At 39.7% G+C, this 16740-nt stretch carries 10 protein-coding genes; 8 read left to right on the top strand and 2 right to left on the bottom strand.

Annotated features, from left to right (window positions below; genetic code table 11):
* The first annotated feature begins 101 nt into the window (after positions 1 to 101).
* From rplK to SR187_RS06965, 7 genes are all read left to right on the top strand, one after another.
* Complete coding sequence (rplK, locus tag SR187_RS06990) at positions 102 to 527, top strand: 50S ribosomal protein L11 (RefSeq protein ID WP_002935890.1); 426 nt, start codon at positions 102 to 104, stop codon at positions 525 to 527.
* A 41-nt stretch (positions 528 to 568) separates the two neighbouring features.
* Positions 569 to 1258, top strand: a complete 690-nt coding sequence (rplA, locus tag SR187_RS06985) for a 50S ribosomal protein L1 (RefSeq protein ID WP_024532229.1) — start codon at positions 569 to 571, stop codon at positions 1256 to 1258.
* A 166-nt stretch (positions 1259 to 1424) separates the two neighbouring features.
* Positions 1425 to 1715 carry a hypothetical protein gene (locus SR187_RS06980; RefSeq protein WP_120171969.1) on the top strand — a complete coding sequence of 97 codons (291 nt, stop codon included), beginning with the start codon at positions 1425 to 1427 and terminating at the stop codon, positions 1713 to 1715.
* Positions 1716 to 2396: 681 nt separating this feature from the next.
* Positions 2397 to 5678 (top strand): transglutaminase domain-containing protein, encoded by a 3282-nt coding sequence (locus SR187_RS06975; RefSeq protein WP_120171968.1) that lies wholly within the window; start codon positions 2397 to 2399, stop codon positions 5676 to 5678.
* 379 nt (positions 5679 to 6057) lie between these two features.
* Positions 6058 to 9558 carry a transglutaminase domain-containing protein gene (locus tag SR187_RS06970; RefSeq protein ID WP_120171967.1) on the top strand — a complete coding sequence of 1167 codons (3501 nt, stop codon included), beginning with the start codon at positions 6058 to 6060 and terminating at the stop codon, positions 9556 to 9558.
* Between the two features lie 158 nt (positions 9559 to 9716).
* A complete protein-coding gene (locus SR187_RS09905; RefSeq protein ID WP_156009541.1) occupies positions 9717 to 9866 on the top strand; it encodes a hypothetical protein in 150 nt (49 codons plus the stop codon).
* 381 nt (positions 9867 to 10247) lie between these two features.
* Positions 10248 to 13490 (top strand): transglutaminase domain-containing protein, encoded by a 3243-nt coding sequence (locus tag SR187_RS06965; RefSeq protein ID WP_120171966.1) that lies wholly within the window; start codon positions 10248 to 10250, stop codon positions 13488 to 13490.
* 42 nt (positions 13491 to 13532) lie between these two features.
* Here the strand turns inward: SR187_RS06965 and SR187_RS06960 are convergent, their stop codons facing one another.
* A complete protein-coding gene (locus SR187_RS06960) occupies positions 13533 to 14219 on the bottom strand; it encodes a DDE-type integrase/transposase/recombinase (protein WP_231996431.1) in 687 nt (228 codons plus the stop codon).
* 111 nt (positions 14220 to 14330) lie between these two features.
* A complete protein-coding gene (locus SR187_RS06955) occupies positions 14331 to 14651 on the bottom strand; it encodes a transposase (RefSeq protein WP_120171965.1) in 321 nt (106 codons plus the stop codon).
* Positions 14652 to 15003: 352 nt separating this feature from the next.
* On the opposite strand from SR187_RS06955, the gene SR187_RS06950 reads away from it, so the two are divergent.
* Positions 15004 to 16644 carry a putative polysaccharide biosynthesis protein gene (locus SR187_RS06950; protein WP_120171964.1) on the top strand — a complete coding sequence of 547 codons (1641 nt, stop codon included), beginning with the start codon at positions 15004 to 15006 and terminating at the stop codon, positions 16642 to 16644.
* The last annotated feature ends 96 nt before the right edge of the window (positions 16645 to 16740 follow it).

Genomic DNA, 16740 nt, shown 5'->3' with positions numbered 1-16740 from the left:
TTTAAAATCATGTATAATGAAAAGGTATGTGTAAAACACATACTTGTGGGAGGTAAAAATCTGTAATTACCGCCAAAACCACAATAGGAGGATTTTATATCATGGCTAAAAAAGTCGAAAAACTCGTAAAACTTCAAATTCCTGCAGGTAAAGCTACTCCAGCTCCACCAGTCGGACCAGCACTTGGTCAAGCAGGTATCAATATCATGGGATTCACTAAAGAGTTCAATGCTCGTACAGCTGATCAAGCTGGTATGATCATCCCAGTCGTTATCTCTGTGTATGAAGATAAATCATTCACTTTCATCACGAAAACACCGCCGGCTGCTGTGTTGTTGAAAAAAGCCGCAGGTGTTGAAAAAGGTTCAGGTACACCAAACAAAACAAAAGTTGCGACAGTGACTCGTGCGCAAGTACAAGAAATTGCTGAAACTAAAATGCCTGACTTGAACGCTGCTAGCTTGGAAGCTGCAATGCGTATGATTGAAGGTACTGCTCGTTCTATGGGATTCACTGTTACTGACTAAGTAGCGCCCAAGATTATCTGATTACAAGGAGACATATAAATATGGCTAAAAAAAGCAAAAACTTACGTGCTGCTCTTGAGAAAATCGACAGCACAAAACTTTACAGCGTAGAAGAAGCTGTTGCTCTTGCAAAAGAAACAAACTTTGCAAAGTTTGATGCATCAGTTGAAGTTGCATATAACTTGAATATTGACGTCCGTAAAGCAGACCAACAAATCCGTGGCGCAATGGTATTGCCAAACGGAACAGGTAAGACTTCACGTGTTCTTGTTTTTGCACGTGGTGCTAAGGCGGAAGAAGCAAAAGCTGCTGGTGCAGATTTTGTTGGTGAAGATGACCTTGTTGCTAAAATCAATGGTGGTTGGTTAGATTTTGATGTTGTTATCGCAACTCCAGACATGATGGCAGTTGTAGGACGTCTTGGACGTGTTCTTGGTCCTCGTAACCTTATGCCAAACCCTAAAACCGGTACAGTAACAATGGATGTTGCTAAAGCAGTTGAAGAGTCTAAAGGTGGTAAAATCACCTACCGTGCTGATAAGGCAGGTATTGTACAAGCTCTTATCGGTAAAGTATCATTTGATGCTGATAAACTCGTTGAAAACTTCAAAGCTTTCCACGATGTAATGGTTAAGGCTAAGCCAGCTACAGCGAAGGGTACTTACATGACTTCAGTGTCTATTACAACAACACAAGGTGTTGGTATCAAGGTTGATCCAAATTCATTTTAGAAATAGATTAGACTGCTTATGGGCAGTCTTTTTTTTTTGACAAAATTAGGAGGTGGTGCTATAGTATGATACATATTATATGAGTGCGAATCTTTCAAATAGAAGAATCGAACCTAGTATTTTAAGTAAGATGAATGATTAGAGAGTTTTAGAAGGAGTTATTTACATGCTAAAAAGAAGTAAGGAAGAATTTTATGGTTATCTTTCAGCAGTTTATAGTTTATCAGAAGGGGAAATAACACCTATCTTGCGAGAAAAAATACTTGGAATAGCTCAGGAACTAGATAAATCAGAAAATATTTATTTGATAGCAGATCGTTTAGGACGCTATGTTAATGCGGAATTGACTGCCCTTACTTGTCATGCACCAAAAGAGTTGGTGAACTTGGCACTTTATATACAGAAGTTGCAAAATCATTATCGCCGTTCCAGCATCATTCCAGGTATTGTCAAATAGGAATATTCAAGGGGAACTAAGTGAATCCCATCGTTTGTTGTTTATATATTGCTTTGGTATTTTTACATTGTGTTCTAATCAAAAGCATCTTGTTGTAACTGTTAACCGTAGTGATATATTACAAGACAGCAAAGGATTCTATAAAGTAGATGCATCCTATAAAAAATACAAAAAGGGGAGCGATTGTGAATGACTATCAAAGTGCAAAAGAATGAGGTAATTATTCAATTGTGATTTCTTCCCAACAAACGATGATGGATTTTCCAAATTAAAGAAGCTCTTTGCTAACTGTAATGAGGTGGCAAGGAGTTTTTTTATACTTTTTAAAAATCAACCCCAGATTTTACTGACTTGATGTGATGGCTTTCGGTCCTATCTACTCATTCTAACCGAACTTGTATCACTTAATTCGATTTCGATGTTGATTTTCATTGAGTATTGGCTAGCGAAGTAGAGGGTAGTTTTCTTACTTGATTACCTTGTACAATCTTGGTAGCTATCACCCTATTTTTAGCCTTAAAATCTTCTGTGTATTTTTTATGTGTATATAATCTGTATTTTTTCTGTAGAAAATCATTAAAAAAAGAATGTTATGCTTGCTAATTTGAGCTCAAAAATATATAATGAGTGAGGATTTTTACGAATCCTATATAATTTAATTATTTAAAGGTGAACAATATTGTGAATTATCGTCAAAATGCGGACAAACAGAGACGCTATGCCATCAGAAAAATGAGCCTTTGTGTGGGTTCAGTGTTGATTGGCTTTTTCTTTTTAGCTGGACAAACGTCAACTGTACAAGCAGCAGAAGTTGGAGCAAAAAACTCAACACTGCTAGTTGCAAAAGATACAAGAGGAGACGACTCAAGCAATGACGCTTCTGAGGTCTTCCCTACAGGTGAAATTACAAATCCTGTGGTTGAGAGTCCAACACTTTCAACTACCTCAACGGAGGAAATGAAGCAGATCATTGCTGATATCCCTGCGTCTAACTATTACGACGATCAACAGTTTAAACTTTCAGAAAATGAAGTGACTATCAAAGCTGGTGAATCTGTTCAATTATCCCTGAAAAATCCCGATGGAAGCGATGTCACAGAGCAAGTCAATTGGTATGTGCAGACCCGATACCCTGAGGAGAAGGTTTATCAAGCTGGTGAGTTTGTAAAAGGTGAAAATAACTCCCAACTTCTCCAATTGGACTCAAATGGAACCGTGAAAAACTTGAATAATCAAGAAAAAACGCAACGTGTTGAACTATGGGCTAACTATAATCAACACTTGTACCACGCTTCCGTCAAATTACCTGGTACAAAAGAGATGGAAGCCATTCGTCAAGACGAAGCGGCTAACAAGATGGCTGATGATATTATCAAAAACTTTGCCGACTTATCAGATGTTGAAAAAGTTAAGGCTGCTCATGATTGGTTGGTGGAAAATGTTCATTATGTTGACAGACCGGGGGAAGACCAAACCGCCTACTCAGCTCTTGTCGAAAGACAAACTGTGTGTGCTGGTTATGCCAACGCCCTCAAACTGATGTTGGATAAGATGGGAATCCCCAACCATACCAAAATGGGCAAGATCACTGGCGGCGAACTCCATCTTTGGAATATTGTCGAATTGGATGGAAAATGGTACCATGTTGATGCAACCTGGGATTATCCCGGAAACTCTACAAGACCCTACAGTCAGGATAGGGGCTACAACCACAAAAACAAGTATTTCCTTATTCATGATCAGGATTTTAAACTAGCATCGGGTGCTAAACGTGACTACTTTGCATTTTCAGAAGATAAGTCAGGAGAACGTTACAGATATTACGGATTTGAGCAAAAAGGTATTCTGGCTAAGACTATTGAAGAGGTCGGTACTGTTTTAGATAGGCAATATCAAAAAGTGCCTTTTAAGGAACTGAATACTGTGTTAGAAGTGATGACCCCTGCTGATATGTCCTTGCACCATATTGGTGATAAACTGGCTGACATTTTAGGGCATGGACTTTATAAGACACACACTTTAAACTATGGTGGCTATAAGCTTCACCGTTTTGCTGTGAAATTATTCCCTAAATGGAATACAAAGGATGGTGAGCCTAGTTTCAAAGTGGAGCAATTCAAGGTTGATGAAACAGATCGTTCTGCTAAGGTTTCAAGTATTTTGGTGACACTTGATAAGGCTGTGGAGCTGAATGCCGCTAACTTTACCGTGACAGGAGCTAGACTGGTCAATGCGACTAAGGTGGATGAGACTACTTACAAACTGACTCTTGACCAGCCAAAGAAATTGACGGATGCAAGTGTTACGGTAGCTATCCATAAGCGCCAACACCAGTTTAAATTTGACAACCCAACCCTTCCTATCCAAGTCAATCAGGCAAAGAAACCTACAGCTGTCTTTACGGCAACAGGTGAACACCAAGGCTACCTTTCAAATGTTAAACCCGGAATGGAGTATCGGATTGGTCAGAATAACTGGACAGTTATAGAGGGTGAACGGGTCGATCTGACCGGCATTGGTACAGTAGACATCTATCTTCGAGTGCCAGAGACGGATCAGGCCCTAGGTTCAGCCATTCAGCATATCGCTGTTAAAAAGACGAAAGACCCTGTTACTGCTAAGGCTCTATCAGGTAAAATCGTCGGGGTAAGTAAGGAAATGGAATACCGACGCCAAGGCGATGAAACTTGGTATCACAGTCCTGGTAATATTTTGACTGGTTTAGCTTCTGGAAAATATGACATCCGTACTAGAGCGAATGGTGAATATCTAGCTTCCAATATCGAAACAGTGACTCTGGAAGAAGATGCAGAGAACATGGCTCAGCAGTCAATAAAGGCAGAAGAGAGAAAGTCCCCTCAACTAAATGAGACTGAAAGTTCTAAACAAGAGCAAGAACATAAACAAGACGATGGTCAAAATGTTCAAGAAGGACAAGAAAATGAAACTAAAAACGAACCAATAGAAGAAAATGAGGAAACACAGGTCTCACAAGCTCAAGAAACAGAAACCCCAAAACAAGACGGAGCGAAAAAAGTAGAAGAAGTTGAAAGTGGTAAAGCCGAGGAAACAACCAATGAGGAGACATTGCAAACTCCTCTGCTGCAAAAGTCCGAAGGCCAACAGCAGGATGAGGCGAAAAAGAATGAGGAAGTGGAAGAAAAAACTAAAGTAGAACAAGATGCTCAACACCAAGAGATGGAGAAATTAGCGGAAACTAAGCGCCAAGAACAAGAAATAACCCATCAGACTGAAATCCAACCTCAGGCTCAAGAAGTCCCACGCCAATCCGAAGAGCAATCTACAGAAGCCCAATCTCCAGCGGAAGTCCCTCAACCATCTGAGGTTCAACCTCAAGTTCAAGAACTCCCTCGTAAGTCCGAAGAGCAATCTACAGAAGCCCAATCTCCAGCGGAAGTCCCTCAACCATCTGAGGTTCAACCTCAAGTTCAAGAACTCCCTCGTAAGTCCGAAGAGCAAGTTACAGACGCTCAATCTCCAGCGGAAGTTCATCAACCATCTGAGGTGCAACCTCAAGTTCAAGAACTCTCTCGTAAGTCCGAAGAGCAAGTTACAGACGCTCAATCTCCAGTGGAAGTTCATCAACCATCTGAGGTTCAACCTCAAGTTTCAGTCCCGCTTCAGGCTTCAACTGAACACCGTCGAACTGAAATTCAACCTCGCTACCAAGAACAAGAAGGTCAACGTTCAGGTAGTACGGAAAAAGTAGAACAAGAATCTCAAGTCCAAAAAATGGAGCAGAAATTGGCTCAAGAAGAAGTTAAACTTGAGAAAAAATCGGAAGATAAAAAAATAACACCTAAGGAAAAAGTAACTTCGGTGAAAGAAGTTAGAGAGACTACTGAGAAAAAACAAAATTTCATACTTCCTTTGGTTTTGGTATTATTAGGAATAATGTTAAGTCTATTCGGTTACTCAAAACTGCGGAATAAGGAAGAATAAGAAGGTTTTAATCAGCTGAACTTCTAAATTGTGTATGACTCTTTCAACTAAGTACAAGACTCTTTGTCAATTGTAATTGATTGGCAAAGAGTTTTTATATTTCCGTAAGTGAAGGAGTAGGTTAAAAGTATCATATTTTTTTGATGCTCACTTGTAATAGAACAGTTAGCAGGTTGTCATCTTGTTTTTAGTCTATCTTCCTAGCTTTGAACTACCAATTTTCTTATATAATTTTTTTCTGTGCTTTGTCTGTATTTTTTCTGTACAAAAACCAGAAAAAAATAGGGTTATGCTTGATAATTTGAGCTAAAAAATATATAATAATTGAGGGTTTTTATGAATTAGATATATCTTATGAATATCAAAGGAGAACAAGATTGTGAATTATCGTCAAAATGCGGATAGCCAAAGACGCTATGCCATTAGAAAAATGAGAGTTTGTGTAGGCTCAGTTCTAGTTGGTTTTTTCTTGCTAGCCGGAAATATGGCAACAGTTCAAGCGGCTGAGACTAGTGTAGCAGACTCAACAATGCTAGCGGTAGAGGGCAACAATTCGACCGCAGATGCTACGTTTTCTAGGAGTGATGAGCGTCCTGCAACTGAAAATACTTCAACAGAATCTGGAGGAAAAGAGGACTTTCTGAAGGAAGCGCTACCAACATCTACAGAGAACTCTTACATTTCCACCGAGGAGAGCAAAAGTGATTCGGATGTGCCCAAAGAGAAAGCGTTGCCAACATCTGTTGAGGAAAGTACCAAAGTTTCCGATAATAAGGTTTCTAATGACTATGAGACAATTAAAAAGACAATTTTGAACCCTATTGCTCATAACTACTATGAAGATGAGCAATATGAACTTTCTCAAAGAGAAGCCACCGTTGAAAGAAACAAATCCATTCGACTAACATTAAAGAGTAGCGATGGCAAAGATGTCACAGATCAGGTTACTTGGTATGTTCGAACCCGTTATCCTAGCGATGAGGTCTATGAACACAGTAAAGAAGTCAAAAACAGCACCGGAAAAACGTTTCTTCGTTTGGACAAAGACGGGACCCTCACGTCCCTAAATCAGGACGATGAGCAATTCGTTGATTTGTGGGGATATTATAACCAACACCTCTACCGTGCTAAGTTAATATTGCCAGGTAAAGTTGGGATGGAAGATATCACACAAGAGGAAGCGGCACATAGAGAAGCAGAGAAGATTGTCAAAGCCTTTGAAGGCATGTCAGATGTTGAAAAGGTCAAGGCTGCACATGATTGGTTGGTTGACAACGTTGATTATGTAGCTAGATCTGGACAAGACCAGAGTGCTTATTCTGCTTTGGTTGAGAAGAAAACGGTTTGTGCAGGTTATGGTCATGGACTAAAACTCTTGCTTGATAAAATGAATATCCCAAGCCAAACCCTAGTTGGACCTGCTGGAGGTGAACGACACCTCTGGAATGTTGTTGAACTGGATGGGAAATGGTATCATGTCGATGCGACTTGGGATGATGCAGGTTTTAAAGATGTTAAGTATACACGTAAGAGCGAGCACTTGCTGATTCACGATGAAGATTTTGAACTAACTCGAAAAACAAAACGTGGCTTTATTAAATCGAATGATATGGGTGAACATTACAGATATTATGGATTTGAAAAGCATGGCGTTTTAGCAAGAAATCTTGAGGATGTTCAAACTGTTTTGGAGCGACAATATCATAAAGCTGTTCTAAGAAACGATTCCTCTACAATTATTGACATCATGGCTCCTAATAAAATAACCTCCGATGAAATTCAAAGTAAGTTACGTCGTCTTGATGATGTTGTTAAGTATGGCATTTACCAAGAATATTACGGTGGTTACACATTGCATCGTTTTGGTGTGACCTTATTGCCACAAAAAGTGGAAACAACTGTTAAGGTCGAGCAGTTACAAACAGAAATCTCGACCAAAAATCCAAGAATTTCTAATATCTTAGTGAAATTAGATCAAGGTGTTGAACTGAATAAGGCTAACATCACAGTAACAGGAGCTAAACTGACAGGAATTGAAAAAGTAAACGGAACTAATAAGGAATATAGGCTCCTTCTGGATGAGCCAGAAAGGATGGTTGCCACAACCGTTCAAGTAGCTATCCATAAGCGGAAACATCAGTTCGTACTAACTAATCCAGAAATTTCCATCAATGTTAAAAGAGCGGCTCAACCAGAAGCATTCTTTGTTGCAACTGGCCAGACTGAAGGCTATCTTTCAAATGTTAAACCGGGAATGGAGTACCGCATTCTCAGAGGTCCGTGGCAAACTATTAATGACAGTCAAGTAAAGTTAACAAATATCGGACCAGGAGAAATCTATGTTCGGGTAAAAGAAACTCCAGATGCTTTCGCATCTCAGATTCAGTATGTCAAGGTTACAAAGGCTGGAGATCCTAGAGAAGTTAAGGCCTTGCCAGATCGGATTGTCGGAGTTACCAAAGACATGGAGTATCGTCTAAAAGATAAGGGTGATAGAACTTGGATTCAGGTTACTAGTAAAATCCTGACAAATTTAGTTAATGGTGAATACGAGGTTCGTAGAAGGGTTAATGGAAATCAGCTAGCTTCCAATACCAATACAGAAAAACTTGTTATAACTGCTGGGATAGAAGCAACGCCGGGGAATATTGCTGAACAAGAAAGGAAAGCAAAAACGGCAGCAAAGGAGGGCAAAGTCTTAGTTAGTAATAGCATGGTAACATCCCGCTGGTACAAAGATACTACTACTAATGTATGGTACTATTTCAATGAAGCAGGAGCTAAAGTCAAGAATACCTGGGTAGGAGACTATTACCTTCTCTCAGACGGTAAGATGGCAGTCAATAAATGGATTCAGGATACTGCTAAGAGTACTTGGTACTATGTCAATGGTACAGGAGCTAAAGCCAAGAATACCTGGGTAGGAGACTATTACCTTCTCTCAGATGGTAAGATGGCAGTCAATAAATGGATTCAGGATACTGCTAAGAGTACTTGGTACTATGTCAATGGTACAGGAGCTAAAGCCAAGAATACCTGGGTAGGAGAATACTACCTTCTCTCAGATGGTAAGATGGCAGTCAATAAATGGATTCAGGATACAGCTAAGGGTACTTGGTATTATGTCAATGGTACAGGAGCTAAAGTCAAGAATACCTGGGTAGGAGAATACTACCTTCTCTCAGATGGTAAGATGGCAGCCAACAAATGGATTCAGGATACAGCTAAGGGTACTTGGTATTATGTCAATGGTACAGGAGCTAAAGTTAAGAATACCTGGGTAGGAGAATACTATCTTCTCTCAGATGGTAAGATGGCAGCCAACAAATGGATTCAGGATACAGCTAAGGGTACTTGGTATTATGTCAATGGTACAGGAGCTAAAGCCAAGAATACTTGGGTAGGAGATTATTACCTTCTCTCAGATGGTAAGATGGCAGCCAACAAATGGATTCAGGATACAGCTAAGGGTACTTGGTATTATGTCAATGGTACAGGAGCTAAAGTTAAGAATACCTGGGTAGGAGAATACTACCTTCTCTCAGATGGTAAGATGGCAGCCAACAAATGGATTCAGGATACAGCTAAGGGTACTTGGTATTATGTCAATGGTACAGGAGCTAAAGTCAAGAATACCTGGGTAGGAGATTATTACCTTCTCTCAGATGGTAAGATGGCAGTCAACAAATGGATTCAGGATACAGCTAAGAGTACTTGGTACTATGTCAATGGTACAGGAGCTAAAGTCAAGAATACCTGGGTAGGAGATTATTATCTCCTCTCAGATGGTAAGATGGCAACTAATCAGTGGATTCAGGATACTGCTACGGGTACTCGGTACTATGTCAATGGTTCAGGAGCTAAAGTTAAGAACACTTAAGCAGGTGGTCATTATCTCTTCTCAGATAGTAAGCTAGCAGAAATGAAGGTAGTCCAAGAAACATCAAGTGGTGAAGCCACTCAGAAAGTATCCAAAGCTGAAAAGTAATTGTTGAGAAAAGGTATGAAGACAAAAAGGTAGCGTCTAAGGAACAAGTAGTGTCAGCAAAAGAAGTTAAGAAAGTTGCCGAGAAGAAACAAAATCTTGTCCTTCTTTTAGTCCTTGTACCATCAGCGATTATTCTGGGCTTGTTTGGCTATTCAAGAATGCAAAATAAAAACACTGATTCAATAATCGAAAAAATATGAACCTGTCTAGTCAGTTATGGCGAGTTCAGTAAGAAAGTGAAGAGGCTCTTTGTCAATTATAGTTGGTTGGCAGAGGGTCTTTTTCTAGTTTCAATCTATTTTTAAACGAGAAAAGTGGTGGGTAATCTTTTGGAAAGGTTATATAAACTTCTAGTTTTGATGTTCTTTAGAATATGTGAATTATTTATAATTGCCGCTTTGTCTTATATTTTCTATTATGATAAGTTATGGCTCAGACTTTAAAAAATTACTTGTCTGTTTTTTATCTGTTTTTGGAGCACCCCAATTCAATTGGAATTGCTAACTTTAACCAAAAAATATATAATGATGAAGGATTTTTGTAAAATAAGTGTATCCTATCAATAATAAAGGAGAATAACCGTGAATTATCATCAAAATGCGGATAGACAAAGACGCTATGCCATTAGAAAAATGAGTGTTTGTGTAGGGTCTGTTTTAGTCGGCTTTTTCTTTTTGAACGGAAATACAGTAACCGCTCATGCCGCAGAGACTGATATGGTCTCTTCAACAATCTCGATACAAGATATAGATGTGTCGAACTCGGGAACGAAGCTTTCTACGAATGATGAATCTTCTGTAGCTAGCAATATTTCTTCAAAATTGACTTCTAAAGAAATTGAGTCAGAGTCTACACCTACTGGTGCAGTACCAGTATCTGCGGTAAATAATATCGGTATTTCCAAGTCAGAGAATGGAATAAGTTCGGAAGCGCAATCAACCCTTATAGAAGAGGTTCCAAAAATTTCTGAAGGAGACGTTAAGGAAACTATTCTGAAACCCGTTGCCCATAACTACTATGAAGATGAGCAATATGAGCTTTCTCAAAGGCAGGTTACTGTTATTGAGGGCAGGCCAGTTAAATTGTCCTTGAAAAAGGTAGGTAGTGAAGAAACGGTAAAAAATGTTGAGTGGTTTGTTCGGACGCATTACCCTAAAAGTGAGGTTTACAAAGCTGGTGAGTCTATAAAAGATGAGAGTGGTTCGAAAGAGCTTCTCCGTTTGGATACCGATGGTACCGTGACCAACTTGAATCAGCAGGATAAAACATCGCATGCAGAGTTGTGGGCTCGCCACAACCAGCGTTTGTATCGGGCTGTAGTAGAGCTGCCAAGTTCAGCAGAGTCGAGAGGTATCCTTCAGGAAGAAGAGGCACATAGAGAAGCAGAAAAGATTGTTAAAAATTTTGAAGGCTTATCAGATGTAGAAAAAGCAAAGGCTGCCCATGATTGGCTAGTTAATAATGTGGATTACGTCGAAAGAGAAGCGCTGAAAGACCAAACTGCTTATTCTGCCATTATTGAGAAAAAGACAGTTTGTGCAGGGTATGCCAAAGCATTCAAGCTCTTGATGGATAAGATGGGGATTCTAACCCATACCCAATTCGGGACAATTATCGGAGCAAGAGCAGGTAGTGAAAACCATCTCTGGAATGTTATCAATCTTGGTGGTGAATGGTATCATGTAGACGCGACTTGGGATGATCCGCGTTATACGCTTGGAGGAGGAGGTCGTTATCGAGTCTCTAATGAGAACAATGAGCATTTTTTGATTCACGATGAGGACTTTGATCTAACATCGAATACGAAACGTCACTACCTTAAAACTAGACGTGATAATATGGGTGAGCGTTACCGGTATTATGGTTTTGAGGAGAGAGGGATTGTAGCTAGAAGCATTGATGAAGCAAAGACTGTTTTAGAGAGACAGTACCATAAAGCTACTATTGAGAAACTATCAACTGGATCAAGTTCTGTCGAGAAAGGTTTTATGACCTTAGAATTGATGGCTCCTAATAAGGTATCGCGACACAATATTGAAAACAAACTTGCTGAAATTGTTGGGCATGGACATTTTGAAACTATCTCTTCTAATTATGGTGGCTATCAGTTGCACCGTTTCCGCTTAAAATTATTTGCGGAAGATGTAAAGGAGAGACAGATACTGGTATCTGATGTTCGTCTAAAAGCAGTTGATTCGGATAATAAAAAAATCTCAAGTATTGAGGTAGAATTGGGACGGGAAGTCGAGCTGAATGAAGCTAACTTTACACTAACAGGTGCCAGACTTGCTAGAGTGGAAAAACTAGCTGGTACTAAGTATAAACTCCTCCTTGATGAACCACAAAGGATGACGGATGCAAAGGTTAAGGTAGCTATCAATAAGCGAGCATATCAATTCACGTTAATCAATTCGGAAGTGCCTATTGATGTCAAGAGAGCAGAAATGCCTAAAGCGACCTTTATTGCAACAGGTGAGACTACAGGCTATCTTTCAAATGTTAAGCCAGGAATGGAGTACTTGATTGATCAATTGGATCAAATCAAATGGGTGTCTATCACTGGGGATCGTGTAGAGTTAGAGAATATTGGTCCTAGGAATGTATATGTCAGAGTAAAAGAGACTGAGACTGCTTTTGCATCACCACTTCAACGTATTGAAATCAAAAAAGCTGACGATCCAAGAGGTGTGAAGGTTCACTCTAATCAGATTGTTGGAGTTAATAAAGACATGGAATATCGCCGGAAAGGTGATACAGTATGGTTCTGGAGTTCGGGTAATATTTTAAAAGGGCTGGTCAATGGTGAGTATGAAATCCGTACCAGAGCAACTGGTGACCACCTAGCTTCTAATATTGAAGTAGTGAACCTAACTGGCGGATTGCAGGCAACACAGGAAAATATTGCCAAGCAGCAAGCTAGGGCAGAACAAGAAGCGGCAGCTCGTCAGACTGAAGCTAAACGTCAAGTTGAAGCAGAAAAAGCTAAGGTTCAAGAACAAAGTAAGACTGAACAAGACGCTAAACGTAAGGCAGAAGAGAAAGCTGCTGTTGAAAAAGCTAAGGTAGAACAAGATGCTAAACGTAAGGCTGAAGAGAAAGCCGCTATTGAAAAAGCTAAGGCAGAACAAGATGCTAAACGTAAGGCCGAAGAGAAAGCCGCTATTGAAAAAGCTAAGGCAGAACAAGAAGCTAAACGTAAGGCCGAAGAGAAAGCCGCTATTGAAAAAGCTAAGGCAGAACAGGACGCTAAACGTAAGGCAGAAGAGAAAGCCGCTGTTGAAAAAGCTAAGGCAGAACAAGAGGCCAAACGTAAGGCCGAAGAGAAAGCCGCTATTGAAAAAGCCAAGGCAGAACAAGAAGCTAAACGTAAGGCTGCTGAAACTCAAAACAAAGAGCAAGAGGTGGCTCGTCAGGTGGAAACCAACAGTCAATCTGAAGCTCAACCTCAGTCACAGGTTGCATCCGGCGTGACAACGGTTCAACACCAGGAGTCAACTTCTCAGCGTTCAGCGGTGTCACAAGGTCAGACTGGAGCGCAAAGAGCAGCGACAACCACGCATCAAGCACCAGCTCAATCGCTAACTACGGAACAGACTCAGAACAACCCAGTTACTCCGAAAGCTTCTGAAGGTGAAAAAGCAAATGTTGAGAAAAAATCTGAAGATAAAAAAGCAACGTCTAAGGAACAAGTAGCATCAGCACAAGAAGTGAAGAAAGCTACTGAGAAGAAACAAAATCTTGCCCTTCCTTTGGTCCTTGCATTATCAGCGATTATTCTGGGTTTGTTTGGCTATTCAAAAATGCAGAATAAAAAAGAAGACTAGAATGTCAAGCCCCGTCTAAAATAGACAGTGTAAAAAAGAATATTAGTTAGTAAGGTATGACTCCCTGAATTCCATAGGGGTCATACCTTTTAATATTTCTTGTGGTCTATCATAGTTATACCAGTCCATGTATTCTTTAATTTGTTGGATGAGTTCATATCTGTTTCCAGAATGGGAAATCGTAACACCATACTGATCTAGTTTTCTGAGATAAAGTTGGTTGGTGTACTGAAAACCTTGATCAGAATGCAAGACACAAATGTGTGTGGCATCCCAATTTTCATTGAAGACGAGGTCTAAATTTTCAAAAACGAGCTGATTATCGTTATAATCTGAAAGAGTATATGCTAGAATAGAGTTGTCATAACAATCTTTTATGACGCTAAGGAACATCCTTCCCTGTTTGTGGTAAACATAACTGACATCCGTTGTTAGTTTCTGGAGAGGACGTTCTGCTTTAAAGTTTCGGGCAAGCACGTTGTAGTGGACGTGTCTTGCCTTTTCATTTATCTCACGCTGTGTGCAAGAATGATAGTGTTTCTTTCGAATTGGCGACTTCAAACCCAGAATACGCATATAGCGTAGGACAGTTTTAGGATGACAGAAAATATCGTATTTTCTTCTCAGTTGATAACAAATGAAACGATAACCTTTCTGAGTCTCATTAAAAACAGCTGTAATGACCTGTGCTAGGTCAGGGTTAAACCGCTTGTGTTCAGGTTTTTCCATTGCTCAACCAAAGGTAGTAGGAAGACCTGGGGAAGCCGAAATAGGCACATAAAGCGGAGACGGAGTAACGATCTTTCAACCGCTCAACTACTTGATAGAGGTGGACTCTTCTCACGGATGGAGGAGAGTCCTTAAGGTTTTTAAAATGTCATTCTCCATACGAAGAAAGGCATTCTGTTCCTCTATTGTCATTTCATCAAGATTGGTTGATTTTGGGGGACCAGTGGACTTCCTACCTCGTAAATCCTGTGTGAGTAAAACAGGGTCTTCTCGGTATTTTCTTGTCCAAGTTAGAACCTGGCTGTCTGATTTTAACCCATATTTTTTGACAATAGAAGGCATCCCTCCGCTCTTTCCGCTGAGGTAGTCTTCCACTACCTGTATTTTGAACTCGGATGGATAGTTGGTGAACTTGCTTCCTTTTTTGGCCATGAGAAAAGAACCGCCTTATAAGAACAGTATAGTACTTTTTATACTGTCCATTATAAGGGGTTCTTTTCAGAATACTCCTTTAAAAAACGAAAGGATAGAGCCTCGCTATAGCTTGCTGTGATGGATCTATCACGATACAGATATGCAAAAGCTCTTTGTCACCTACAATGGGGACAAGAAGCTTTTTTGGGTATTGAGCACTTTTGAAGAGAAAACTACCAATCCTCTCTCAGTACTTTTTGAGATGTCTACTAGATATTTTACATTGGTAACAGAAAGGTTTATAATAAAAGGGTTATAGTAAAAGTAATGTTACCTGATGATACCATTTTGTAGAAAGAGTGATGTATTCATGTCCGAAAAAGTTGAAACACAGCAGTCCAGAGAACAGGCTACAATGGCTAAAGGGCTGGCTTGGTTAACCGCTGGAAATATTCTTAGTCGCCTTTTGGGGGTGGCTTATGTTATCCCTTGGTACATTTGGCTAGGGGAGTATCGGGCAGAAGCCAACGCCCTTTTTAGTATGGGCTATCAAATCTATGCTAACTTTCTCTTAATTTCAACAGTTGGATTGCCAACAGCCATTGCCAAGCAGGTGGCTAAATACAATGTTCTGGGTAAGGAAAATGTTTCTCTTTACTTAGTTAGAGAGTTCTTTAAGATCATGTTAGTCTTTGGTGCAGTGTTTGCAGGAGCCATGTATATTAGCTCTCCTTGGCTGGCCGAGGCCTCCGGTTCTAAAGAGAAATTGATTCCAGTGATGTATAGTCTGGTACCTCCTTTGTTTATCTTTCCTGCCATGAGCATTCTTCGTGGTTTTTTCCAAGGTAGGCATGACATGAAGCCCTATGCTATCAGTCAGCTTGCAGAGCAGTTGGTGCGTGTGATCTGGATTCTTGCGGCGACATTCACCATCATGAAATTAGGAGATGGGAACTACCTCAATGCGGTTGTTCAGTCTACTTTTGCAGCCTTTGTTGGAATGATTGCTAGTGTTGTGATTCTGGTCTACACCCTTTGGAAACAAGGTTATTTAAGTAAGTTGATTCACGCTAAGAAGCAGAAAATTTCTATCAACACAGGTCAGTTGATTAAGGAAACAGTGAGGGATGCTGTTCCAATCATCATTCTGAGTTTGACGATTCAGTTGCTCCAATTCATTGATCAAGTAACTTTTATCAAAGTGATGGAGCAGATCACAACCTACACGAATTCGGAGCTGTTGGAGTTGTATTCCTACATGGCAGCCAATCCAAACAAGATTACCATGATGATTATCGGTATATCACAAAGTCTGGGAAGTGTTGCTATTCCATTGATTACAGAAAAATTTGTCCAAAAAGATCTCAAATCGGCTTCAAATCTAGTTGCTGATAATTTGCAACTTCTCTTTATTTTTACCATTCCAGCTATTGTGGGAACAGTTTTGTTAGCCCGCCCCCTTTATTCTGTTTTTTATGGTCCATCTGAGGAGATTGCCATTGGACTATTTATTTGGAACCTATTTCTTATCCTTCCGCTGGGTCTTTACTCTGTTATCAGTGTCGTTATTCAAGCTATTTTTGAAAATAGAAAAGGCATTTACTACTTTTTAATCGGAATATTGGTTAAGCTTGTTTTACAGGTACCGATGATTTATGTCTTTAAAGTTTATGGTAGCTTTATTTCGACCATCTTAGGTTTGGGAATCATGCTTTATCTTTTCTATAGACGAATTGATACGGTTTTAGGAATTGATGAAAAATTAGTGGTTAAGGATGTTGTGACGATCAGTTTGATCTCTTTGGCAATGGGGATAATTGTCTGGTTTGTCGAGTTTTTACTCAATCTACTTTTCCCAGCAAATGGCTATCTATCAAGTTTTATTCATCTTACCATTTCAGGAAGTGCCGGTCTCCTTATCTTCGTAATTTTAACCTTAAAAACACGTCAATTAGATCGGTTAATTGGAGGTAGGGCGCAGGTGCTGCGGAGAAAATTACGCTTAGTATAAATTAGATAGAGGAAAATTCACTAAGGATTTTCCTTTTTTCTTGGAGATTTCAGTATAAAAAAAACTATTTTTGTGGTAGAATAGTAGGGATAAAAA

Source organism: Streptococcus ruminantium, assembly GCF_003609975.1.
In the GTDB taxonomy this organism is placed as follows: Bacteria; Bacillota; Bacilli; order Lactobacillales; family Streptococcaceae; genus Streptococcus; species Streptococcus ruminantium.
This window is presented reverse-complemented; position numbering and strand designations above follow the sequence as displayed.